The organism is Sphingomonas bisphenolicum (assembly GCF_024349785.1).
Lineage (GTDB): Bacteria > Pseudomonadota > Alphaproteobacteria > Sphingomonadales > Sphingomonadaceae > Sphingobium > Sphingobium bisphenolicum.
In genome coordinates this window covers 1245913-1268872 of record NZ_AP018817.1, presented here as the reverse complement: position 1 = coordinate 1268872, position 22960 = coordinate 1245913, and the positions used below count along the sequence as shown (strand labels likewise).

Here is a 22960-nt window from a genome sequence, read left to right as displayed (position 1 = left end):
GCGATCATGCTAGCGTCGCTTTGTTGCTGCTTGATGCCCGAAGGCCCAGTTTCTAATGCTGGACCGTTCGATTTGGGGGGAATATCGATGCGTTTCATGCTGTGCCTTGCGGCGCTGGGCCTCGCGGCGCCGGCCTATGCCGAAGTCTTCGAAATGAACGGCCATTTTCCGGCGCCCTATCGCGAGGTCAGCCTGGCCCGCAGCATCGGCATCGACCGGATCGCCGGCCGCGACGGCATGGCGCTGGGGCTGGCGATCGAGGGGCAGTTGAGCCGGCGCGGCCCCGATGGGCGGCCCTATTACGACCTCGTTGCCCTGTCGCGCCGCGGGCCGGACGCCGATGTGCTGGTCAGCGGCATGGCCGACGCATCGGTGCGCGAGGGCGACGTCAAGCGCAAGGTCGAGCAATGCGCCGAGAAGCAGGGCGACAAATGCGTGCGCAAGGACAAGGTGGAGGCGACCTGCCTGCAGGAAATGGTCAGCTTCTCCTCCCCCCTGCGCGTGGCGCGCAGCGACGACGGGCGCATCCTCTATACCCAGACCCGGCCGCAGAGCGAGACCATCACCACCTGCCCCGGCGACAAGGGCAAGCCCAGCCCCAGGGAGGTCGTCGCCAGAATGGTGCGGACCGCGGCCGACCGCTTCGCCGACGACATTCTGCCGCGCCATGAGGATTATCGCATCCGCCTGCGCGAAGGGCGCGAGGGCATGGACAAGGCGATGGGACAGGCGTTCAAGGACAGCATCCGCCTGTCGCAGCGCGATCCGGTGGCGGCCCGCGGCCAATGGGCGGCAATGGCGGGGACGCTGCCCGGCCACCCGTCGCTGCTGTTCAACGCCGGCCTGTGCGCAGAACGGGCCGGCGATTATGCCGGGGCCGAGCACGCCTATCGCCAGGCCGGCGGCGCGGAGGAGGATGCAACCCGCGTCCGCGGCCTGGCGGTCGGGCGCGACGACGCGCAACGGCGGGCGACGGAAGGATGATGCGGCGTCTGGACTTGCGCGGACGGGTGCCGTAGCGACGGGCCGTTCCCTTCCATGCCGCGGCATAGCGCCGCAAAACCCATCTCTTGCGAAAGGCGGCATATGTCCCGGACCACCCTGACCCGTTTCCTGATCGAACAGCAACGCAACGCCAATGTCCTGCCCGGCGAACTGCGCCTGCTGATCGAAACCGTCGCGCGCGCGTGCAAGACGATCAGCCATGCGGTGAGCAAAGGTGCGCTGGGCGAAGTGCTGGGCAGCCTGGACAGCGAGAATGTGCAGGGCGAGGTGCAGAAGAAGCTGGACGTGATCGCCAATGAACTGCTGCTCGACGCCAATGAATGGGGCGGGCATCTGGCCGCGATGGCCTCGGAAGAGATGGAGACGATCCATCTCATCCCCAATCGCTATCCCAAGGGCGAATATCTGCTGCTGTTCGATCCGATCGACGGCTCCAGCAATATCGACGTCGATCTGTCGGTCGGCACTATCTTCTCGGTTCTGAAGGCGCCCGACGCCTGCGCCGGGCGGCAGGTGACGGAAGAGGATTTCCTCCAGGACGGCCGTCAGCAGGTCGCTGCGGGCTACGCCATCTACGGGCCGCAGACGCTGCTGGTGCTCAGCGTCGGCACCGGCGTGTTCGAATTCACGCTCGACCGCGAAGTGGGAAGCTGGGTCATGACCGACCCGGACATGAAGATGCCCCAGGGCAAGTGCGAGTTCGCGATCAACATGTCCAACCGCCGCCAATGGTCGCCCGCCATCACCCGCTATATCGACGAGCGCGTCGCGGGTGGCGCGGGGCCGTGCGGCAAGGATTACAACATGCGCTGGACCGCCTCCATGGTGGCCGACGTGCATCGCATCCTGAAGCGCGGTGGCATCTTCATGTACCCCTATGACCACCGCAATCCGGGCAAGGCCAAGTTGCGCCTGATGTATGAAGCCAATCCGATGAGCTATTTGATCGAGCAGGCGGGCGGCGCGTCGAGCGACGGCTTCATGCCCATCATGGACGTTGCCGCTACCGGCCTGCACCAGCGCGTCGGCGTGGTGCTGGGCGACAAGGCCGAAGTGGCGGCGGTCGTCGCTTATGGCAAGGAAATGGAGACGGCCTGAGCCGGGCGAGAAAAAAGGGGGAGAGCGCGGCTGGCGCTCGATCCCCCTGATACTTCGGCTCGCCTTGCCGGTCTTACCGGCGGCTCCTCTCCAGAAACTTGTTATATGGCGCGCCGAACAGCAATGTCGCTCTAGCCCAACCGAATGACAAAAAAAAGGCCGATCGCAAGACCGGCCCGAAAGTTTTAGGAGAGGATGCCTGAAAGGCACAGTCTTTTTGTCTCGCCGGCCGGATTTTCGCAAATGCGAAGGACAGAGGTGCGATTGCAAATTCCGCAATCGGGCGCCGACACACCGCGCCGCCGTCGCAGCCTGCTGCGCAGTCGCACTCTTTTTCCGAGTCGCATCCGCCCGCATAAAGCAAATGTCAGGGCTTGGCCGTTAAGCCCGGCGCCATGCACGGACCAGTTCCCGCTTCGGGACCGGCGGATGGAACCGCCAATGCCCCCCATTCCGCCGCGCGCTATCGCCGCGACATCGACGGACTGCGCGCACTCGCGATCCTGCCGGTGCTGCTGTTCCACGCCCATGTGCCGGGCTTTTCGGGCGGCTATGTCGGGGTCGACATCTTCTTCGTCATATCGGGCTATCTGATCACCGGGATCATCGCCCGCGAAGTCGATGACGGCCGCTTCTCGCTCGCCCGTTTCTACGAACGCCGCTTCCGCCGGATCATGCCCGCGCTGGCGCTGATGATCCTGATCGTGCTGGCTGGCGTGGCCTGGTTCTATCTGCCCGGCGATCTGGAAGGCGTGCCGCGGTCGGCGCTGGCGGCGACCTTGTTCGCCTCCAATCTGTGGTTCTTCACCGACACCGGCTATTTTTCCGGCGGCGCAGACGTGAAGCCCCTGCTCCATACCTGGTCGCTGGCGGTGGAGGAGCAATATTATATCGGCTTCCCGATCCTGCTGATGCTGCTGGCGCGCTATGCGCCGCGCTGGCGCACCGGGGTCGTGGCCGCCATCGCCGCAGCATCGCTGGCGCTCGCGATCGTCATGCAACGGGACACCAGCGGCTTCACCTTCTACCTGTTGCCGACCCGCGCCTGGGAATTGTTTGCCGGGGCCTTGCTGGCGCTGGGCGCCGTGCCGGCGATCCGGGCGCGCTGGCTGCGCGAACTGGTGGCCGGGCTGGGGCTGCTCGCGATCGCACTGGCCGTCGCCTTGTACGATCGCACCACGATCTTTCCCGGCATCACCGCCCTCGCCCCGGTGCTGGGCGCCGCTGCACTGATCCATGCCGCCCCCGACACGCGGATCGGCCGGTTGCTGGGCTGGGGCCCGCTGGTCGGCATAGGGTTGATCTCCTACTCACTCTATCTGTGGCACTGGCCGCTGATCGTCTTCACCGAATATGCGACCGACCTGCCGCTCGCGGGAGGGACGCGGATCGCGGTTATCGGCGCAGCGCTGCTGGCGGGAACATTGTCCTGGCGCCTGGTCGAGCGCCCCTTCCGCGATCCACGACGCATGCCGGCGCGGACGATCTTCCTGTTCACCGCGGCGGCGATGAGCCTGCTCTGCGCGCTGGCGTTGACGCTGCTGGCGATGGGCGGCTGGCCCTCGCGCTTCGGTCCGCAGGTGCTGGCGCAGATGGCAGGGCAGAAGGATTTCGCGCCGACGCGCAAGCAATGCCACGACATATTCATGCGTAACGCGACGCCCTGCACCCTCGGCGCATCGGTGCCGCCCGACGCTATGCTGTGGGGCGACAGCCATGGCGTCGAACTGGCCTACGCCTTGTCGCTGGATGCCAAGGCGCAGAATCGATCGCTGATCGAACGTACCACGTCGAGTTGCCCGCCTGTGCTGGGCTATGAGGCGAAGGACGCCCGCTGCGCCGCCGCGAACCAGACGGCATTCGATGCGATTCGCGCCGATCCGGCAATCCGGCGCATTTACCTGGCCGCCTTCTGGGCCAATGGCGATTTCGATGATCCCGCCTTCGTCGCCAAGCTGGACCGCACCATCGCCGCCATCCGTGCCGAAGGACGGCAGGTGGTGCTGATCGGGCCGGTGCCGCCCCAGCCGTTCGACGTACCGCGCCATCTGGCCCATCTGGCGCAGGCCGGAAAGCTGGCAGAGGCACGCGGCATCGACCGCGCCCATGTCGAAGCAAGAACCGCGCATCTGCGCGCCCTCTTCGCCCGCTGGCAGGCGCGTGGGGTGTCGCTGATCGATCCCGTCGCGGCCCTGTGCCCGACCGGCTCCTGCGCCATCGAACGCGACGGCGAGCCGCTCTATTTCGATTCGCACCATCTCAGCACCACGGGTGCGCGGTGGGTGATCGCAGCCGGCCGCTGACCCCTATTCGGCGGCCAGTGCATAGCCCGCGCGCGGCAATTCCGCCGCCAGCGCTTGCACCATGCGCGTCACGACCGCCTGCATCCGCACCAGACCCGGCCCCGGTCGGTCCAGCGTCGCATCCAGATAGAGCACGCGATCGATTTCGACCTGCAGCGCGTGTAACCCGTGCTCCGGCCGGCCATGCCGGTCGATGAGATGGTCGCCGGCATAAGGGTGGTTCTGCGCCACGATCAGGCCCTGACCCCCCGCGACATCGGCCGCCAGCGTCATCAGCCGGGTCGAGGCGCTGCGACCGAACCGGTCGCCCAGCACAATAGCCGGCGCCGGCCTGCCGGCGCCGGACGGAGGCAGCGGCGGCATGGAATGAATGTCGATCAGGATCGCATGGCCGTGCGCGTCGCGCGCCGCGGCCATCACCTGGGCCAACGCCGCGTGATAGGGCCGGTGCAGTGTTTCGATCCGGCGGCGGGCCTCCGCCCAGCGCATCGGGCCGCGCCACAATTCATGCGCGCCCGGCAGGCGACGCGGGAAGAGGCCAAGGCCGCCGCGCAGCTTGGCGCTGCTCTGGAGCGCGGCGTCGCGCGGCAGGTCGGCGATCATGCCGGGATCGATCTCGCGCTCATGTCGGTTGAGGTCGATCAGCGCGCGCGGCGCGCGGGCGACGACGACGGTGAAACCCAGCGCGATCAAAGGGTGGACCAGAAGGTCGGCCCAGCGATCCTCCAACCGATGCAGGATCGACAAGGGCACGCGCGCGTCGGCCAGCAGATCGTCGCCATAGTCGCGGGCCGCATGGGGGACAGAAATCACGGCGGGACGATCAGGAATCGCAGGACCGTACAGGTCGAAGGCGGCTTCGCTATGGGTCGGGGCGCGCGGCGCGGAATGATCCAATGCGGCTCCTTTCGCCAGCGCGCCGAAAAAACTTGCCCGGCTGGATAATATTTACACCTTGTCGCATATAAAGGGGCTTCGCGCCACCCCGTCGGGTGCGCGCCAAGGGCTGCGGGGCGGCCGGATGAGAGTGTTGGGGGCGATGGTTCGCATTTTATTGGCCGAAGATGACGAGAGCATGCGGACCTATCTGGCCCGTGCGCTGGAACGGTCGGGGTATGAGGTCGTGTCGGTGGAGAATGGCCGCGACGCGCTGCCCCATATCGACACGGACCGGTTCGACCTGCTGCTGACCGATATCGTGATGCCCGAAATGGACGGTATCGAACTGGCGCAACATGCCGCGTCGGTGGCGCCGGACATGCGCATCATGTTCATCACCGGCTTCGCCGCGGTCACGCTGAAGGCCGGCAAGGCGGTGCCGCAGGCCAAGGTGCTGTCCAAGCCCTTCCACCTGCGCGACCTGGTGCTGGAGGTCGAGCGAATGTTCGGCAGCGAAAGCGTCCCGGCCTCGACGGACAATCCCTAAAACCGGCTCCCGCGACGCCCGGCTTTAATCGGGCACCACTTCCTCCATGTCGGGCGTCGGATCGAGCGGCCGCCCCGCCATGGCGGCGTTGAACCGCTCGCGGTCCAGCCCTTTCTCCCAGGCCGACACCACGATCGTCGCCACGGCATTGCCGATGAAGTTGGTGAGAGCCCGGACCTCGCTCATGAAACGGTCGACGCCCAGGATCAGCGTCATGCCGGCCACCGGCACCGACGGCACGATCGAGAGCGTCGCGGCGAGCGTGATGAAGCCCGCGCCGGTGACCCCCGCCGCGCCCTTCGACGAGATCATCGCGACCAGCAGCAGCAGGATTTGCTGCTCCAGGCTGATATGGACGTTACACGCCTGCGCGATGAACAACGCCGCCAGCGTCATATAGATATTGGTGCCGTCGAGGTTGAAGCTGTAGCCGGTCGGCACGACCAGCCCTACGACCGACTTGCGGCAACCGGCGCGCTCCATCTTCTCGATCAGGCTGGGCAACGCGGCTTCCGATGAGGATGTGCCCAGCACCAGCAGCAGTTCCGCCTTCAGATAGCGGATCAAGTGGAGGATGTTGAACCCCGCGAACCAGCCCACCGTGCCCAAGACGCCCAGCACGAACAGCAGCGAGGTCAGGTAGAAGGTCGCCACCAGCCCGGCGAGATTGGCGAGCGTGCCGACGCCATATTCGCCGATGGTGAAGGCCATCGCCCCGAAGGCGCCGATCGGCGCCGCCTTCATCAGCAGGGCGACCAGCTTGAACACCGCATGGCTGGCGGATTCGAGCACCGTCATCAGCGGCTGCGCCCTGTCGCCGATCATGGTCAGCGCAATGCCGAACAGGATCGCCACGAACAATACCTGAAGGATGTTGCCGTCCGCCACCGCCGACACCATGGTCGACGGGATGATGCTCATCAGGAAACCGGTCAGCGTGCGCTCATGCGCCTGATGGGCATAGTCCGCCACCTTGCCGGCATCGAGCGTCGCGGGATCGATGTTGAGGCCCGCACCGGGCTGCACGACATTGGCGACGATGAGGCCGACGACCAGCGCCAGGGTGGAGAAGGTCAGGAAATAGGCGAACGCCTTGGCCGCCACCCGGCCGATCGCGCCCAGCTCCTTCATTCCCGCAATGCCAGTGACGATGGTCAGGAAAATGACCGGAGCGATGACCATCTTCACCAGCTTGATGAAGGCCTCGCCCAGCGGCTTGAGTTGCTTGCCTGCGTCGGGCCAGACATGGCCGATCAGCACGCCCAGCGCAATCGCGACGAGCACCTGGACATAGAGCTGGCGATAGAAGGGCAGCCGGGACGCCGCCTGAACCGGCGAAGATGGCGATGGCAGCATATGTCTTGGCGTCCCCCTGTTTGGATCGCAGCATATGAGTCACCCCCGGCCTGTCCAGAAGAATATCGGCCAGAAGAATATCGGCGCGTTTCAATTTCCCGCTTGCGCGGTCGCCCTACCCCCGTTATTGGCCCCCTCCACGGCGGGCGTGTAGCTCAGTGGTAGAGCACTGTGTTGACATCGCAGGGGTCGCAAGTTCAATCCTTGCCACGCCCACCATGACAAAGCCCGTCGCTTCTCTCGAAGCGGCGGGCTTTCTCTTTTCCTTTCTTTGATCGATCCGGCCTAGCGTGCCGCAGCTACTCCCCGGCGCAGCTTCTGGCAGGCGTCGCGCTTGCCCGCCAGGGCACGCTCAACCTTTGCCCAGGCTTCTATGTCGGCGGCGGTGATCGTTTCCTCATCGGAGAATCGGACGGGGAAGGGAATGGGAATGGGCATGCGCATGGTCGACTCACGGGGAAACAGGCTCTCGACTATAAGCTGCGCTGCTGTCACGGGGATGTCCCGAACATTACAGACAGGCAATGAGGGCAAAGGATCGGCCATGACGACGGGATGCGAAACCATGGGCGGTCGGCGCGTGCTGTTCGTGATGGCGGTCGAAGCCGAATATGGACCGCATCTGCGCGCGCGATTCACGCCGCTGCTGACCGGTGTCGGACCGGTCGAAGCGGCGCTGGCCACCGGCATGGCCCTGCAGGATATGGAGCGGCAACGTGCCTTGCCCGACCTCCTAGTCTGCCTGGGATCCGCGGGATCGCGCCTTTGCCCGCTCGGCGATATATTCCAGGTGGCGAGTGTATCGTGGCGCGACATGGATGCGTCGCGACTGGGCTTCACCAGGGGCGTGACCCCCTTCATCGACCATCCCGTCGACCTGCCGCTGGCGACGCCGCTGGCTCTGCCGCTCGCTCGCCTGTCGACCGGCGCGAATATCGTGGGTGGTGCGGACTATGCCACGATCGATGCGGACATGGTCGACATGGAGACATTCGCGGTGGCGCGGGCCTGCGCACGCTTCGACGTGCCGCTGATGGGCCTGCGCGGCATATCGGACGGACCAGGCGAGCTGGATCACATTCATGGCTGGATGGAGTTGCTGGACTTGCTCGACGAACGGCTGGCTGCGGCGGTGGACCTGCTGCCAGAAGCGCTGGCGCGCGCCGCCTGAGTTTAACAGCCCTGCGGGGGCTGGCCGCGGGGCCAGGACAGGCGATAGGTGACCAAAAAGCCGTCATGGTCGGATAATCGCGGACCGCTCAGGCCGCCGTCGAACATCGCCTCGACCCGGATCGGGCGGATCGACACCCTGTCGCCCGGCCAGAAAAATTGCAGATCCTGCGTGTCCATCCACGGTTCGTCGCCGTCCCAGGACAGGCGCACGTCGCAATCCGACGCAGGATTGGCACATATGCGATGCACCAGATCGAGCGACTGATAGCGCGAGAAATTCTCCCAGCGCGATTCGGAATGGCGCATGTTGAAATCGCCGCCGAAAATCAACGGATAGGCATCGTCATGGCTGCGGTCGATGAAGGCCGAGGCTTCGAGCGACTGGCGGTCGTGCGCGGCGAGGTTGCGATGAGCCGGCGCACGCGAGGCACCGCGGCTGTTCATATGCGTGTCGTAAATGTCGATCGGCGTCGGCACGCCGGGAATGACGATGCGCGCCAGCACGATCCCCTTATTGGCGAGGCAGTCGATCCCCGCGCAGGAGCGACGACCATAGGCGTGCATATCGACCTCCACGATCGGATAGCGCGACGCGATGGCCAGGCCGCTGCCGGTCAGGTGCAGGCCGATCTCGCCGCGTTTGATATGGGATCGGCCGGGCAGCGTTTCCTTCGTCACGCCACGGGCGCGGGTGGTGCGGCGGGGACCGGTGACGATCGCGGGATAGCCGGTGGCGGCGACCGCCCGCTTCGCTGCCCCGCTGAACATTTCCTGGAACAGGATGATGTCGGGCGCCTGTCCCGCTGCGCGCAGATTTGCGAGGCGATCGCCGATGGCGCGCAACGACGGTGCGCGGCCCGTGCGGGCGGGCCAGCCCAGCCCCTCGATATTATAGGTGAGCACGGACAATGTGGTGGCGGCCATCTGTCCGTCGGGCGTCGCAGCGATGATCGGGGCGCCCCCGCCGCACGCTAGCGATCGCAAGGGCAAGGGCGCGGCACAGCCCGATATCAGGAGCGCAAACGCGAGGACGGCGTGACGGATGCCCGAGATCGACCGGTTCGCCCTTGCCAGCATATGCCTCAACCCCACCACATGGCCGTCGAAGGTCAGTCGCCGTCGAAGGCGATGATCGCCTGCGCCGCGACGCCGTCCGCCTCCAGCGCGGCCATGCCGCCCAGATCGGGCAGGTCTATGGCGAACAGGGCCATCAGGACGCTCGCGCCTTGTTCGCGCAGCAGTTGCGCGGCCGCCAGCGCGGTGCCGCCGGTGGCGATCAGATCGTCGACCAGCAGCACCCGCACGCCATGCGGCACCTGTCCTTCGTGCAATTCCAGCCGGTCGGTGCCATATTCCAGCACATAGTCGATGCCCACGGTCTTGCCGGGCAGCTTGCCTGCCTTGCGTAACGGCACGAAGCCCTTGCCCAGCGCCAGCGCCAGCGCCGCGCCCAGAATGAAGCCGCGGGCCTCTATCCCCACGATCAGGTCCGGATCGAGCGGCCGGGCCACCGCAGCCATATGATCGACCAGTTCGGCCAGCCCCCTGGCGTCGGCCAGCAGGGTAGTCACGTCGCGGAACTGGATGCCCGGCTTGGGGAAATCGGGGATAGTGCGGACCAGCGCGGTCAGGCTGTCGATGCTCATGGCGTCTCCATAATGAAAAAGGGCGCGGTTCCAATCGAAACCGCGCCCCCTTTAGTCTGTCGTCCCTGCGGACATCGGCCGTCAGGCGGCGGCCTTTTTCTTGTCCGCCCAGATATTCTGGTAGGACATATAGGCCAGGCCCGTCGCGATCAGCAGGAAGAGGATGGTCGCAAGCCCTGCACGGCGGCGATTTTCCAGCTTCGGTTCGGCGGTCCAGGTCAGGAACGCAGCTACGTCCTGCGCCATCTGGTCGACCGTCGCCTTGGTGCCGTCGCCATAGGTCACCTGGCCTTCGGCCGTCAGCGGCGGCGCCATGGCGAGGTTCAGGTTGGCGAAATATGGGTTGTAGTGCAGCCCTTCCGGCGTCTTGGAGTCCGGGAACTCCTTGAGCAATTCGGCCGGCTGCGCCTGGAAGCCCGTCAGCAGCGAATAAACATAGGCGCTGCCATGATGGCGGGCCTTGGTCATCAGCGACAGATCGGGCGGGATCGCATTGTTGTTCGCCGCTGCCGCCGCGACATTGTTCGCGAAGGGCTTGGGGAAGTGATCGGCCGGAACCGGTTCGCGGCTGGACGCTTCGCCCGTGGCCGGATCGACCGACGGGGTCTTGATCGCCCACTGCTTGGCGATCGCCTTCACTTCCGCTTCATTATAGCCGAGCGCCGCGAGGTCGCGGAAAGCGACGAATTTCAGGCTGTGACAGGCCGAGCAGACCTCCTTGAACACCTGGAAGCCGCGCTGCAACTGCGCCTGGTCATATTTGCCGAGCGGTCCGTCGAACGAGAAAGACACATGCTTGGGCGCCAGGTGGAACTCATGCTCCACCGTGGCCGCCGGCGGCTCAGTGACATAGGCATAGGCGCCTACGAGGAAGGAAATGACCAGCCAGCCCGCGAAGAAGAGGCCGACGAGAAATGCGCCGATGCGTACCATATTACCTCTACCCCTTATTCGGCCGGGACCGCGACGGTTTCGCCGTCGGTCTTGCCATATTTCGCCAGCACGGCCTCGGTGATCGAGCCGGGCAGCGGCAGCGGCTTTTCAAAGCGCGAGATCAGCGGAAGGATGATCAGGAAATGGGCGAAATAATAGGCCGCCGCGATCTGCGAGATCATCACGAAGGGTTCCGCCGCCGGCGCGCCGCCGCAGTAACCCAGCACCGCTACGTCCGCGAGCAGGATCCACCAGAATTTCCGGAAGGTCGGGCGATAGCGCCCCGAACGCACCGGCGAGGTGTCCAGCCAGGGCAGGAAGAACAGCAGCAGGATCGACGCGAACATCGCCAGCACGCCCAGCAGCTTGGCCGGGATGAAGAAGAAGTCCACCGTGAAGGCGCGCAGGATGGCGTAGAAGGGCCAGAAATACCATTCCGGCACGATGTGCGCGGGGGTCGAGAGCGGGTTCGCTTCGATATAGTTATCCGGATGGCCCAGGAAGTTGGGGGCGAAGAACAGCAGGATGGAGAAGGCGATCAGGAAGATGCCCGCGCCGAAGCCGTCCTTGGCGGTGTAATAGGGATGGAAGGGCACAGTGTCCTGCGGCCCCTTCACTTCCACGCCGGTCGGGTTCGAGGAACCCGGAATGTGCAGCGCCCAGATGTGCAGGATGATGACGCCTGCAATCACGAAGGGCAGCAGGAAGTGCAGCGAGAAGAAGCGGTTGAGCGAGGCGTTACCGGGAGCGAAGCCGCCCAGCAGCCAGGTCTGGATCGGCTCGCCCACCACGGGGATCGCGCCGAACAGGCCGGTGATGACCTTCGCGCCCCAATAGGACATCTGGCCCCAGGGCAGCACATAGCCCATGAAGGCGGTCGCCATCATCAGCAGGAAGATGACGAGGCCGAGCAGCCACACCATTTCGCGGGGCGCCTTGTAGGAGCCGAAATAGAGGCCGCGGAAGATGTGGAGATAAACCACGATGAAGAAGAAGCTGGCGCCGTTGGCATGGGCGTAGCGCATCAGCCAGCCCGCGTTGACGTCGCGCATCGTCTGTTCGACGGTGCTGAAGGCGACCAGGTCATTGGCGCCATAATGCATCGCCATGATGACGCCGGTAACGATCTGGATCACCAGCGCGAGGCCGGCCAGAACACCGAAGTTCCAGAAATAATTGAGGTTGCGCGGCACGGGATAGCCCGCGCCCACAGCGTTATAGACGAGACGCGGCAGCGGCAGCTTCTCATCGACCCACTGCATCACGGGATGCTTAGGCGTATATTGCTCAGCCCAGGGAAAGCTCATGGTTTCTTACCTCAGCCTACGAGAATGGCGGTGTCGGAAGTGAAGCTGAACTTCGGCACTTCCAGGTTCTTGGGCGCGGGGCCTTTGCGGATGCGCGCGGCGGTGTCGTAGGACGAGCCATGGCATGGGCAGAAATAGCCGCCATATTCACCGCGATTCTCGCCTTCGCCCGCGCCCAGCGGCACGCAGCCCAGATGGGTGCAGACACCCATCGTCACCAGCCACTGCTTCTTCCCGTCGACGGTGCGCTCTTCCAGCGTCTGCGGATCACGCAGCGTCGAAGCGTCCACCTTGTCGGCCTCGGCGATTTCCTTCGGCGTCAGCTGGCGCACGAACAGCGGCTGGCTGCGGAAGGTGGTCTTGATCGCCTGTCCCGGCTGGATCGCGGAAAGATCGACTTCCGTCGATGCGAGCGCCAGCACGTCGGCGCTGGGGTTCATCTGGTCGATGAGCGGGAGGACGGTGGCGACAGCCCCGACCCCTGCGAAGCTCACCGCAGCGATGTTGATGAAATCGCGGCGGCGCACGCCATCTTCGCCGGATGGACCCGTGCCGTCTATATGTTCAACGCTCGCCATGCACCTCTACCCTTGCAATAACGTCCCTGACCCCGCCGCAATGCCGTGACCGACTCTGTTTATCAAGGGATTTAGGGTGCCGTGCAAGTACGGTCCCCGCCTACCCCCCGGCGTGGTTTGCGCGCCTGATAACCGGACTGCGCGCTCTTTGCCAACAGCAAACTCGCGCCCCCTATGACAATTTGCCGCAGTGCATTAAGGCGCGGGCCATGCGTATCGCCCTTTATCAACCCGAGATTGCCGGCAATGTCGGCGCGATCCTGCGCCTCGCCGCCTGTTTCGCCGTGCCCGTGGACATCATCATGCCGACCGGATTCGCCTTTTCCGACACCCGCCTGAAGCGCGCGGCGATGGATTATGGCGAGGCCGCGGACGTCACCCGCCACGCCAATTTCGGCGCCTTCGACGCGGTGCGTCGCGCGGAAGGCCGCCGCCTGCTGCTGCTGAGCGCCCATGCCTCGCAGACATTGCCCGACGTCCAGTTCCAGCCGGACGACGTGCTGATGATGGGATCGGAAAGCGCGGGCGTCCCCGACGACGTGCGCGACCTGGCCGACATCCGCGTCCGCATCCCGATGGCGCCAGGCTTTCGATCCTTGAACATCGCCGTTTCCACGGGCATCGCCGTCGCCGAGGCCCTTCGCCAGACCGGAAAGTTTCCACAATGACCGCCAGCAACCCGATTCCCGCCGTGCCCTTCGCCCTCGATGCGCGGCAGCAGGCGGCGCGCAACTGGTTCGAATCGCTGCGCGACCGCATCTGCGCCGCGTTCGAGGCGATCGAGCGGGAGGCCGGCAGCGAGGCGCGCTTCGACTATACCGCCTGGGACCGGGAGGCCGAGGGCCAGACGCCGGGCGAAGGTGGGGGCGGCGTGCGCGGCGTGATGAAGGGCAAGGTGTTCGAGAAGGTCGGCGTCAATGTCTCCACCGTGGGTGGCGAATTTGCGCCGGGTTTCGCCCAGACCATCCATGGCGCGGGCGATAACCCCGCCTTCTTCGCCACCGGCATCAGCCTGGTCGCGCATATGGCCAACCCCCATGTGCCCGCCGTGCATATGAATACGCGCTATCTCGTGACGACCAAGAGCTGGTTCGGCGGCGGCGCCGACCTCAATCCACCACTGCCGCGCGGGGAGGATACGGATTTTTTCCATGGCGTGTTCAAGGCCGCCTGCGATGCGCATGACGCCGATCATTATCCGCGCTTCAAGGCATGGGCCGACGAATATTTCTTCATTCCCCATCGCGGCGTGCATCGCGGCGTCGGCGGCATTTTCTACGATCATCTGGAATGTGCGGACGATGCGGCGTTCGACGCCCATTTCGCCTTCACCCGCGCCGTGGGCGACGCCTTCCTCGACGCCTTCCCGCCGATCGTGCGGCGGCGCATGGGCGACGCATGGGACGAGGCAGACTATCGCACCATGCTGGAATGGCGCGGGCGCTATGCCGAATTCAACCTGGTGCATGATCGCGGCACGCTGTTCGGCCTGAAGACCGGCGGCAATATCGACGCGATCCTGATGAGCCTGCCGCCGATGGCGAGCTGGAGCTGAACCCCATGGCGCTGACGCCGGTGGAGCCGGGCATGGTGGCGACGATCGTCACCCATCTGGAGATGCGGGACCGGCCGCGGCCCGCGCCGGTTCCGCCCGCCCCGTTGCGGCTGGTGCCATGGAAGACACCCGACCTGGCCGCCTATCGCACGCTGTTCCGGCGGGTCGGGGCACCATGGCTGTGGTTTTCGCGACTGGTGATGACCGATTCGGCGCTCACGGCGATTCTCCACGACCCGGCCGTGGAGGTCTATGCCGTCACCGACCCGCGCGGCACCGAAGTCGGCCTGCTGGAACTGGACTTCCGCTCGCTTCCCGATTGCGAACTCAGCTTCTTCGGGCTGGTGCCGGAACTGGGTGGCAAGGGGCTGGGTCGCTGGCTGATGGCGCAGGCCAAATCGCTGGCCTGGCGCAAGGGGGTGGAACGGTTCTGGGTCCATACCTGCACGCTCGACAGCCCGGCGGCGCTCACCTTCTATCTAAGGTCGGGTTTCGTGCCTTATGGGCGAGAAATCGAAACCTTCGTCGACCCGCGTCTGGCCGGCATATTGCCGCGCGATGCTGCCCCGCATGTGCCGCTGCTGGATCAGTCGGCGGCCTGACGATAGAGCCGCGCCAGCATCACCAGCATATAGACCTGGACCACGCTCGACACCGCCGCCCCGGCCAGGCCGCCAGCCAGCCGCGCCCCTTCCGCACCGGCGATCAGGCCGCCGAGCAGACCGACAATGACCTGCGCTGCCGATCCGGCGATGGTGGACAGCAGCATCACGATGATGAGAAAGCCAAACAGCCGCCAGAAATAGCCGCGCGTCAACGCCCAGGCGCGGCGCAGCGAGTCCATCACCCCCGCCCTGCTGTCGATCACCACCGGATTGAGCAATACGAGCCGGATGCTGGCGAAAAAGACGAGCGCGACGGCGCCGAAGCCCAATAGCAGTCCGATCGCCGCAGCCAGTTGCTTCGATGCGAGGGACAGGACGACGCCGACCAGCGCGGCGCCAACAAAGACCGCGGCCACGGCGCCCACCACCACCAGCGCCGTGCCGATCAGCACCGGCAGGCGCGCAAAGCTGAGGCGCAACGCTTCCCCCACGCTGATGCCGGGGCGCAGCGCCAGCGCGAACAACGCCAGCGACCCGAACCAGATGAGGATGATGGTCAGCAGCATGGCGAGGCCGAAGCCGGGCGGCATGGCGGGAATCGTGTCCGCCTTGGGCGCGGCGAACCAGGCCTGCAATTCGGGCGGCGTCATTTCCTGCAGGATGAGGCCAGGCAGCGCCACGAACAGCAGCGCCACCGGGAACAGCAGGGTCGCTTCGCGCGCGACGAAAGCGACCGCCTCCTCCCACGCCTTGCCGATCGACATTGTCGCCATATCTATACTGCCTGCCCCAAAATGCTGAAAAGCGTCATGTTGAAAATGCGGCCCGAGACTTGATCGCTCGCCCCGCGCAAGTCAAGGAAGCGCCCCATGCCCGACCTTCCGCCCGCTCGCCCGACCTTTCCCGATCAGGTCGAATGGCGAATCGATCTTGCACCGGTCGATTATCCTGCCGCACTGACCGATATGGAGGCGCGCGCCGCCGCCATTTACGAAGGGCAGGCGCAGGAGCGGGTCTGGCTGCTGGAGCATCCGCCGCTCTATACCGCCGGGACGAGCGCCGATCCGGTCGAACTCCTGTCTCCGCGCTTTCCGGTCTATGACGCCGGGCGCGGCGGGCGCTATACCTATCATGGGCCGGGGCAGCGGATCGGCTATCTCAACATCGACTTGCGGGAACGCGGCAAGGATGTCCGCAATTTCGTCCATCATCTGGAAGGCTGGATGATCGCGGCGCTGGGCGACCTTGGGATCGCGGCGCGCCGCGCGGAGGGCCGGATCGGCATCTGGACCGACGACCCCCATGGCCGGGAAGCAAAGATCGGCGCGCTCGGCATTCGCGTGCGGCGCTGGGTCACGCTTCACGGCTTTTCGATCAATGTCGATCCCGACCTGTCGCATTTCGAGGGCATCATACCCTGCGGCATCAGCGAATTTCCGGTGACCAGCATCGCCGCGCTGGGCGGCAACGCCTCCATGGCCGCGCTCGATTCCGCCCTTCGCGATCATTTCCCGCTTTTTCTCAGTCGCTTGGCCCGTTGCGGCACAGGGGTTGAGCAATGCGAGACGGGCCGCTAGGTTCGCGCCTTCTTTCGCCGGGCGGGGGCCGGGCCTGAACCCTTTTTTCAAGGAGACCCGGATGCGCCGGACGACCAATACCGCCCTTACCGCCGCGCTTCTGGCAGGCTGCATCGCACTCGCCGGATGCGGCGACAAGGAGCAGGGCGGAAACAAGGTGCAGATGAAGGATATGGAAGTGGTGGACGGCACCGCTACCGATGCCATGACCGACCTGGATGGCGTACAGAGCGAAGGCACCGCCATCGCCCTGCCCAGCGGCAATGCCGCCGAAAACAGCAGTATGCCTGCCAAGGCCGTGGCGGAAAAAGCGCCTGCCGAAGATGCGGAAGTCCTGTCCGACCAGTAACGCTGGCCAGATCGTTCATGCCTGATATCATGACAGAACAATATGAAGGCGTCGGTTTACCACGACCTTCCAGAGAGGCTGATTCGATGACATTGCGTTTCCCGTTGCGCCGCGCGCTGGCCGGTCTCACCCTGGCCATCGCGCCGATCATCGCGCAACCGGCAGCGGCCCAGTTCTTCTGGTCGCCTCCCGACATGAGCGCCCCGCCGCTGACCGACGACGCCGCAGCCGCCGCCATGGGCCTGCCGGGCGCCACCGCGGCGGAAGTGAAGGCCGGGCTGGCGTGGAACCTGCGAGCCGCGCTCAATGTCGCGGCGCTGCAATGCCAGTTCGAACCCACCTTGCTGGCGATCAGCAATTACAATGCGATGATCGCCCATCATGATGCGGAGCTGGACAGCGCGCAGGCTGCACTGCTGGGCTATTTCCAGCGCACCGTGGGCAAGGGCAAGCCGGGCCAGTCGGCGTCGGACATGTATAATACGCGCATCTATTCGGGCTATTCGACGGTGCAGGCGCAAAAGGGCTTTTGCCAGGCCACGGCGGAAGTCGGACGGCAGGCGATCTTCGCCGAGCGCGGAACATTGCACGAGGTCGGCCGCGCAGGTCTGGGTTCGATCAAGAAGTCGCTGGTTGCGGCGGGCGAGCAATTCTACGGCACGCCGGGCTATGATTATGTGGTGGCCCTGCCGTCCTTCGACCCCAAATGCTGGAAGAAGGGCGTGCTGCTGCCCGCCTGTCATCAGGCATGGAATAACCGGACGGGCGTGAAGCCCTGATCGACTGACGTTTAACGCAGGCCCAGATATTTATGGGCCTGCACCGTCAGCCGCCATTGCGGCCGATCCATCACCAGAGCGATCGCGGCGCGGGCATTGTCAGCCGCGTGGGGATCGTCCAGCGGCTGCAGCAGATGATGGTCGAACGCCCATCCCTCCATCGCGGCCACATCGGCCAGGCTATGCCCGCCGCCGGGCTGCGGCCAGACCAGCTTCAGTTCATGGCCGGACCGCTGCACGATGTCGCTGCCCGCCTTGGGGCTGATGCAGATCCAGTCGATGCCGGCATGGGCGGCGATGGTGCCGTTGCTCTCGATCGCGATGGTGAAGCCGCGTGCATGGAGCGCATCGACCAGCCCATCGTCGACCTGCAACATCGGTTCACCGCCGGTCAGGACAATATAGCGACCTTCGTCGCCAGCGCCCCAGAAGGCCAGCGCCGCATCGGCCAGCGCATCGGCATCGGCGAATTTGCCGCCGCCAAGACCGTCGGTGCCGACGAAATCAGTGTCGCAGAAGCGGCAGACGGCATCGCGCCGGTCCTGCTCGCGCCCGCTCCACAGGTTGCAGCCGGCAAAGCGCAGGAACACCGCGCGCCGTCCCGCCTGCACGCCTTCACCCTGAAGGGTCAGGAACATTTCCTTGACCGCGTAGCTCATGGTTCAGGGCTGCGTGGCATAGATGGTCGGATCGGGCAGGCCCGCTTCCTGATAACCCTTCGACCGCAGGCGGCAGCTGTCGCACAGACCGCAATGCTTGCCGTCGGGCGTGGGGTCGTAACAGGACCAGCTGATCCCCGCGTCCAGGCCCAGCCGGTCGGCTTCGCGGGCGATGTCGGCCTTGCTCATATATTGCAGCGGCGTCTGGATGCGGATCGGATGGCCTTCCACCCCCGCCTTGGTCGCCAGCGTCGCCATCTTCTGGAAGGCGTCGATAAATTCCGGCCGGCAATCGGGATAGCCCGAATAGTCGAGCGCGTTGACGCCGATGAAGATGTCGCTCGCTCCCGCCACTTCGGCCAGGCCCAGGGTCAGCGACAGGAAAATGGTGTTGCGCGCGGGGACATAGGTGACGGGAATCTCGTCCCCTACCCCGCTCTTGGGTACGGCGATATCGGCGGTCAGCGCCGATCCGCCGAACGCGGTCAGGTCCAGCGGCAGGACGATGTGGCGGATCGCATTGAGCGCTTCGGCTACCCGGGCCGCGGCGCGCAGTTCGACCCGATGCCGCTGATTATAGTCGATCGACAGGGCCAAGATGCCATAGCCGGCCTCCCGCGCGAGTCCGCCCGCTACCATCGAATCGAGACCGCCCGACAGCAGCACGACGGCGAATTTTCCATTATTGGCAACCATGATCCCGCGCTACCGCCCGGAACGCCGCAGTGCAAGCGCAGCACGATGCGGCGCCACGATCAGGAACAGTCGCCGACGCGCCGCCCTTCCGCGGCGAAGGCGAAGGGCGCGCCCTGCGCCACCCCCTGCGACCGGATCTGGACCAGTTTGTTGGTTTCCACGCGCAGGTCGGTACGCCCATTGCCCGCCGCCGCGCAATCATAGGTAACCGTGATCGCATGCGCGTCGTCGCTGATGGTGAAACTGCGACAGAGCGCCTTGCCATGCCGTACCTGCAGCAACTGGCGCAGGTCGCTGACGCATAGCTTGCGCGTCTCCGCGCCTTCGCCACGGCCGCGCAACTCCCATTCGCCGGTTTCCAGCGTGCGCAGCGCCATGGGCGTCAACGGGGGGGCGGGACGTTCGCCGCCGCCCCCGTGCCGATCCACGCCACGGTCATCGCCACCATCATCATCGCAACCGCGCCGAGCGCGTGCAGTCCCGCCCTCTTCATGATCCCGCATATCCCGTAAACAGCCAAAAGGCTCTGGCCGCCCATGGCTGCCCACATCGTCCATGCCGTCCAATTGCGGCATTTTCATAGCGCAAGCGACCGGGGCTGCCCCAATTACAAATCTCGTTAGCGAAATCTTTGCCGGTTCAATGCGCAACGAAACTGTCGAGCGCGAGCGGAAACAGGCGCGAGCAGAAGGCGCAATCCACGCCGATAATGCCCTTTTCGTCCGCCATTTCGAGCCGTTCGCTGGCCGAAAACCGGCCGATCACGTCGCGGATATGGTTGATATCGCAGCGGCAGCCCTTGGCGAGCGGCGTCGGATCGGTCGCCCGCACTTCCTCTTCCTCATGGAACAAGCGCCACACGATATCGGTCAGCGGCAGGGCGTCGTCGGTCAGTTCGTCCGGCTTCAGCGTCTGGGCCAGCGCCTGGACATGTTCCCATTCCGGATGGTCGTGGCGGACATGCAGCCGCTCGCGCCCAACCTCGCCCTCCGGCAGATGCTGGAGCAGCATACCGGCCGCGACGCAGCCTGCGCCCTTGTCATGCCGGGTCGCGATCTGGATCACGCTGGGGATTTGTTCGGACTGGAAGAAATAATGTTCGGCAGCCTGCGCCAGCGACTGGCCCTCCAGCGGGACGATGCCCTGATAGCGCTCGCCGCTCACCGCCTGGTCGAAGGTGATCGCCAGATAGCCCTTGCCGAACAGGCCGAACAGGGTCGGATCGGCACCCTGCTCGGCCAGCCGGTCGGCATCGAACTTGGCATAGCCGCGCAGGTCGCCATCCTTGTAATCGGCCACCAGCAGGCTGACGACGCCATTTTCGGTCTGCGCCTGCAAGGTCAGCTGGCCGTTTGCTTGCTTCAAGGTGCTGCCCAGCAGCGCCGCCAGGACAAGGGCGGAGGCGAGCAGCCGTTCGATCGCGGGCGGATAGGCATGGGCGGCCAGCACCTGATCGAGCACCGGCCCCAGTCGCACGAGCCGGCCGCGCGCGTGGCGCGAGGTGATGGTGAAGCCAAGGGCCTGGTCGAGATGGGCGGCAGACGTCAATGTACAGCTCCGGTCGTCCGGCGTTTCAACGACCGGACAAGATGGCGGCATCCGATGATGCGGGCGAACTGCCTAGATAGGAAGCCCGCCCATAAACTCAACCGAGGCGCCCCAATGCCCAGAGCAGCACCGATTTCTGGGCATGGATGCGGTTTTCCGCCTCGTCCCAGATCAGGGATTGCGGGCCGTCGATAACCTGCGCAACCACTTCCTCGCCGCGATGGGCAGGCAGGCAGTGGAGGAATTTGGCCTGTGGCTTGGCCTGCGCCATCAGATCGGGCGTTACCTGATAGGGCATCATCGCCGCCAGCTTTTCTTGCGCATGGGACTGGCCCATGGAAATCCAGGTATCGGTGACGACGACGTCCGCGCCGCGGACGGCCTCGGCCGCGTCGCGGGTCAGGGTGATGGTCGAGCCGGAGGCCTGCGCCGCCTGCGCAAAGGCCGGATCGGGATCGTAGCCGTCGGGGATGCCCATGCGGACGTCGAACTTGAGCAGGCCGGCCGCCTCTACGATCGAATGGAGGACGTTGTTGCCGTCGCCCAGCCAGGCCCATTGGCTGCCCGGCAGCGCCAGCCCATGTTCGACCACGGTCAGCAGGTCGGCGACGATCTGGCAAGGATGCGACAGGTCGGTCAGCCCATTGATGACCGGGACGGTGGCATAGTGCGCCATTTCCTCGATCTTGGCATGATCGTCGGTGCGGATCATGATCGCGTCGCACATACGCGACAGAACCCGCGCGGTGTCCGCAATCGTCTCGCCACGACCGATCTGGCTGGTCGCGCCTTCGAGGATCAGGGACGAGCCGCCCAGCTGCCGAATCGCCATATCGAAGCTGACGCGGGTGCGGGTGCTGTTCTTTTCGAAGATCATCGCCAGCGTGTGGCCGGCCAGCGGCGCGTCGGCATCCGCCGCGCCCTTGGGCTTGCCCGCCCGCGCGGCCTTCCGGTCGATGGCGTCCGCGATCATCGCGGCGATGGCGTCGCCGCCCGCATCGGAGAGATTCAGGAAATGCTTGGTCATTGAAACCACCCCCCAATCCGTTCGGGCTGAGCGAAGTCGAAGCCCTCGCCTGAACGAAGTGAAGGCACCTCGCTTCGCTCGGCGATACCCTTCGACTTCGCTCAGGGCGAACGGAAGTTAGTGTTATGCCGCCTTGGCGTCGGCGAAGGTCCGCGCGCCGGCGGAGATCTTCTCGATACATTCGGCGATATGGCTTTCCTCGATGACGAGGGGCGGCAGGATGCGCAGCACATTCTGCCCCGCCGACACTGCCAGCAGGCCATGATGGTCGCGCAGATGGCCGACGAAGGCGCGCGCATCATAGGCGTCCTTCATCTTGACCCCCAGCATCAGCCCCATGCCGCGCACATCCTCGAACATGGCGTCATGATTGGGGATGAGCTGCTCCAGCGCCGCACGCAGGCGCGCGCCCATCGCCTTCACATGGTCCAGGAATCCGTCGGCCAGCACCTCTTCCAACACGGTCTGGCCCACCGCCATGGCAAGCGGGTTGCCGCCATAGGTGGAGCCGTGGGTGCCGAAGACCATGCCCTTGGCCGCTTCCTCGGTCGCGAGGCAGGCACCGAGCGGGAAGCCCGCGCCGATGCCCTTGGCGACCGCCATGATGTCCGGGGTGATGCCATATTGCTCATGCGCGAAGAAGGTGCCGGTGCGCGCATAGCCGCACTGGACCTCATCCAGGATCAGCAGCAGGCCATGTTCGTCGCATGCCTTGCGCAGGCCGGTCAGGAACGCGACCGTCGCGGGCGTCACGCCGCCTTCGCCCTGCACCGGCTCCAGCAGGAATCCGGCCGTATTGTCGTCGATTGCCGCCAGCGCCGCATCGAGATCGTTGAACGGCACGACCTGGAAGCCGGGCAGCAGCGGTTCGAAACCGTCGCGCATCTTGGGTTGGCTGGTGGCCGAAATCGTCCCCAGCGTCCGCCCGTGAAAGGCGTTGTCGAAGCTGATGATCTTGTGCCGGTGCGCTTCGCCGTTCGCATAATGATAGCGACGCGCGGTCTTGATCGCGCATTCGACCGCTTCGGCGCCCGAATTGGTGAAGAAGACGGTGTCGGCGAAGCTGTTGTCCACCAGCGTCTGCGCGAACGCCTCCCCAAGCGGCGACCCGTAGAGGTTAGACGTATGCATCAGCGTCGCGGCCTGATCGGCGATCGTCTTGACCAGCTTGGGATGGCCATGGCCGAGCAGGTTGACCGCGATGCCGCTGGCAAAGTCGAGATAACGCTCGCCGCGATCCCCGATCAGATAGCAGCCCTCGCCTCGCACCGGACGGACATCGCACCGGGGGTAAACGGGCATGAGCGGCGTAATCGACATGAGCCTTCCCTTTCTGGGTT

Annotated in this window: 26 protein-coding genes and 1 tRNA gene; 12 read left to right on the top strand and 15 right to left on the bottom strand. The window is 65.3% G+C overall.

The genetic code is table 11. The features are described from left to right. Window positions 1-87 precede the first annotated feature (87 nt). The 3 genes from SBA_RS06390 (at window position 88) to SBA_RS06380 (ending at window position 4406) form a co-directional block, all read left to right on the top strand. Window positions 88-984: a tetratricopeptide repeat protein gene (locus SBA_RS06390; protein ID WP_261936271.1), complete on the top strand. Its 897-nt coding sequence runs from the start codon at window positions 88-90 to the stop codon at window positions 982-984. A gap of 102 nt (window positions 985-1086) precedes the next feature. Next, complete coding sequence (locus tag SBA_RS06385) at window positions 1087-2103, top strand: class 1 fructose-bisphosphatase (RefSeq protein ID WP_261936270.1); 1017 nt, start codon at window positions 1087-1089, stop codon at window positions 2101-2103. A 395-nt stretch (window positions 2104-2498) separates the two neighbouring features. Further along, window positions 2499-4406 carry an acyltransferase family protein gene (locus tag SBA_RS06380; RefSeq protein WP_390902436.1) on the top strand — a complete coding sequence of 636 codons (1908 nt, stop codon included), beginning with the start codon at window positions 2499-2501 and terminating at the stop codon, window positions 4404-4406. A gap of 3 nt (window positions 4407-4409) precedes the next feature. Here the strand turns inward: SBA_RS06380 and SBA_RS06375 are convergent, their stop codons facing one another. Further along, window positions 4410-5303 carry an N-formylglutamate amidohydrolase gene (locus SBA_RS06375; RefSeq protein WP_261936268.1) on the bottom strand — a complete coding sequence of 298 codons (894 nt, stop codon included), beginning with the start codon at window positions 5301-5303 and terminating at the stop codon, window positions 4410-4412. A 142-nt stretch (window positions 5304-5445) separates the two neighbouring features. Here SBA_RS06375 and cpdR point away from each other — a divergent pair, with 142 nt between their 5' ends. Beyond that, window positions 5446-5832 (top strand): cell cycle two-component system response regulator CpdR, encoded by a 387-nt coding sequence (cpdR, locus tag SBA_RS06370; RefSeq protein WP_224548596.1) that lies wholly within the window; start codon window positions 5446-5448, stop codon window positions 5830-5832. 24 nt (window positions 5833-5856) lie between these two features. Here the strand turns inward: cpdR and SBA_RS06365 are convergent, their stop codons facing one another. Further along, on the bottom strand, window positions 5857-7188 hold the full coding sequence (locus SBA_RS06365; protein WP_261936267.1) for a dicarboxylate/amino acid:cation symporter: 1332 nt from the start codon (window positions 7186-7188) through the stop codon (window positions 5857-5859). A 144-nt stretch (window positions 7189-7332) separates the two neighbouring features. Between SBA_RS06365 and SBA_RS06360 the strand changes: the two genes are divergently transcribed. Continuing rightward, window positions 7333-7407: transfer RNA gene (locus SBA_RS06360), tRNA-Val, on the top strand. 66 nt (window positions 7408-7473) lie between these two features. Here the strand turns inward: SBA_RS06360 and SBA_RS06355 are convergent. Further along, the gene (locus tag SBA_RS06355; RefSeq protein ID WP_224548594.1) at window positions 7474-7632 is read right to left on the bottom strand and encodes a hypothetical protein; all 159 of its coding nucleotides are present in this window, start codon (window positions 7630-7632) and stop codon (window positions 7474-7476) included. 100 nt (window positions 7633-7732) lie between these two features. Between SBA_RS06355 and SBA_RS06350 the strand changes: the two genes are divergently transcribed. Continuing rightward, complete coding sequence (locus tag SBA_RS06350) at window positions 7733-8359, top strand: 5'-methylthioadenosine/S-adenosylhomocysteine nucleosidase (protein ID WP_261936266.1); 627 nt, start codon at window positions 7733-7735, stop codon at window positions 8357-8359. Window positions 8360-8361: 2 nt separating this feature from the next. Here SBA_RS06350 and SBA_RS06345 read toward each other — a convergent pair whose 3' ends face one another. From SBA_RS06345 to petA, 5 genes are all read right to left on the bottom strand, one after another. Continuing rightward, the gene (locus tag SBA_RS06345) at window positions 8362-9438 is read right to left on the bottom strand and encodes an endonuclease/exonuclease/phosphatase family protein (protein WP_261936265.1); all 1077 of its coding nucleotides are present in this window, start codon (window positions 9436-9438) and stop codon (window positions 8362-8364) included. Between the two features lie 32 nt (window positions 9439-9470). Continuing rightward, window positions 9471-10007: an adenine phosphoribosyltransferase gene (locus tag SBA_RS06340; RefSeq protein WP_261936264.1), complete on the bottom strand. Its 537-nt coding sequence runs from the start codon at window positions 10005-10007 to the stop codon at window positions 9471-9473. 81 nt (window positions 10008-10088) lie between these two features. Further along, entirely contained in the window at window positions 10089-10940 is an 852-nt protein-coding gene (locus tag SBA_RS06335; RefSeq protein ID WP_224548590.1) for a cytochrome c1, read from the bottom strand. A 14-nt stretch (window positions 10941-10954) separates the two neighbouring features. Beyond that, a complete protein-coding gene (locus SBA_RS06330; RefSeq protein ID WP_224548589.1) occupies window positions 10955-12247 on the bottom strand; it encodes a cytochrome b in 1293 nt (430 codons plus the stop codon). Window positions 12248-12258: 11 nt separating this feature from the next. Further along, window positions 12259-12825 carry a ubiquinol-cytochrome c reductase iron-sulfur subunit gene (gene petA / locus SBA_RS06325; RefSeq protein WP_224548588.1) on the bottom strand — a complete coding sequence of 189 codons (567 nt, stop codon included), beginning with the start codon at window positions 12823-12825 and terminating at the stop codon, window positions 12259-12261. Window positions 12826-13034: 209 nt separating this feature from the next. Between petA and SBA_RS06320 the strand changes: the two genes are divergently transcribed. The 3 genes from SBA_RS06320 to SBA_RS06310 are packed head-to-tail and all read left to right on the top strand — an operon-like array spanning window position 13035 to window position 14982. Continuing rightward, a complete protein-coding gene (locus SBA_RS06320) occupies window positions 13035-13493 on the top strand; it encodes a tRNA (cytidine(34)-2'-O)-methyltransferase (protein WP_261936263.1) in 459 nt (152 codons plus the stop codon). Then, window positions 13490-14380 carry an oxygen-dependent coproporphyrinogen oxidase gene (gene hemF, locus SBA_RS06315; protein WP_261936262.1) on the top strand — a complete coding sequence of 297 codons (891 nt, stop codon included), beginning with the start codon at window positions 13490-13492 and terminating at the stop codon, window positions 14378-14380. Before SBA_RS06320 ends, hemF begins: the two co-directional genes overlap by 4 nt. Before the next feature lie 5 nt (window positions 14381-14385). Then, complete coding sequence (locus SBA_RS06310; protein ID WP_261936261.1) at window positions 14386-14982, top strand: GNAT family N-acetyltransferase; 597 nt, start codon at window positions 14386-14388, stop codon at window positions 14980-14982. Here SBA_RS06310 and SBA_RS06305 read toward each other — a convergent pair. Continuing rightward, complete coding sequence (locus tag SBA_RS06305; RefSeq protein WP_224548583.1) at window positions 14967-15758, bottom strand: hypothetical protein; 792 nt, start codon at window positions 15756-15758, stop codon at window positions 14967-14969. The two genes, SBA_RS06310 and SBA_RS06305, sit on opposite strands and share 16 nt — an antisense overlap. 96 nt (window positions 15759-15854) lie before the next feature. Between SBA_RS06305 and lipB the strand changes: the two genes are divergently transcribed. The 3 genes from lipB to SBA_RS06290 all read left to right on the top strand — a co-directional run bounded on the left by lipB (window position 15855) and on the right by SBA_RS06290 (window position 17690). Beyond that, on the top strand, window positions 15855-16562 hold the full coding sequence (gene lipB, locus SBA_RS06300; protein WP_261936260.1) for a lipoyl(octanoyl) transferase LipB: 708 nt from the start codon (window positions 15855-15857) through the stop codon (window positions 16560-16562). A gap of 61 nt (window positions 16563-16623) precedes the next feature. Then, a complete protein-coding gene (locus SBA_RS06295; RefSeq protein ID WP_224548581.1) occupies window positions 16624-16911 on the top strand; it encodes a hypothetical protein in 288 nt (95 codons plus the stop codon). Between the two features lie 86 nt (window positions 16912-16997). Next, the gene (locus SBA_RS06290) at window positions 16998-17690 is read left to right on the top strand and encodes a hypothetical protein (RefSeq protein ID WP_224548580.1); all 693 of its coding nucleotides are present in this window, start codon (window positions 16998-17000) and stop codon (window positions 17688-17690) included. A gap of 11 nt (window positions 17691-17701) precedes the next feature. On the opposite strand, the gene queE is transcribed toward SBA_RS06290, so the two are convergent. The 6 genes from queE to SBA_RS06260 all read right to left on the bottom strand — a co-directional run bounded on the left by queE (window position 17702) and on the right by SBA_RS06260 (window position 22940). Beyond that, window positions 17702-18349: a 7-carboxy-7-deazaguanine synthase gene (gene queE / locus SBA_RS06285; protein WP_261936259.1), complete on the bottom strand. Its 648-nt coding sequence runs from the start codon at window positions 18347-18349 to the stop codon at window positions 17702-17704. Window positions 18350-18352: 3 nt separating this feature from the next. Beyond that, the gene (gene queC / locus SBA_RS06280) at window positions 18353-19045 is read right to left on the bottom strand and encodes a 7-cyano-7-deazaguanine synthase QueC (protein WP_261936258.1); all 693 of its coding nucleotides are present in this window, start codon (window positions 19043-19045) and stop codon (window positions 18353-18355) included. Between the two features lie 59 nt (window positions 19046-19104). Next, the gene (locus SBA_RS06275) at window positions 19105-19422 is read right to left on the bottom strand and encodes a DUF3617 domain-containing protein (RefSeq protein WP_390902393.1); all 318 of its coding nucleotides are present in this window, start codon (window positions 19420-19422) and stop codon (window positions 19105-19107) included. A 262-nt stretch (window positions 19423-19684) separates the two neighbouring features. Beyond that, window positions 19685-20593, bottom strand: coding sequence for an Hsp33 family molecular chaperone HslO (hslO, locus tag SBA_RS06270; RefSeq protein WP_261936257.1), 909 nt, complete (start codon window positions 20591-20593; stop codon window positions 19685-19687). A 97-nt stretch (window positions 20594-20690) separates the two neighbouring features. Then, window positions 20691-21620, bottom strand: a complete 930-nt coding sequence (gene argF / locus SBA_RS06265; RefSeq protein WP_224548575.1) for an ornithine carbamoyltransferase — start codon at window positions 21618-21620, stop codon at window positions 20691-20693. Between the two features lie 123 nt (window positions 21621-21743). Next, complete coding sequence (locus SBA_RS06260; RefSeq protein WP_261936256.1) at window positions 21744-22940, bottom strand: aspartate aminotransferase family protein; 1197 nt, start codon at window positions 22938-22940, stop codon at window positions 21744-21746. Window positions 22941-22960 lie beyond the last annotated feature (20 nt).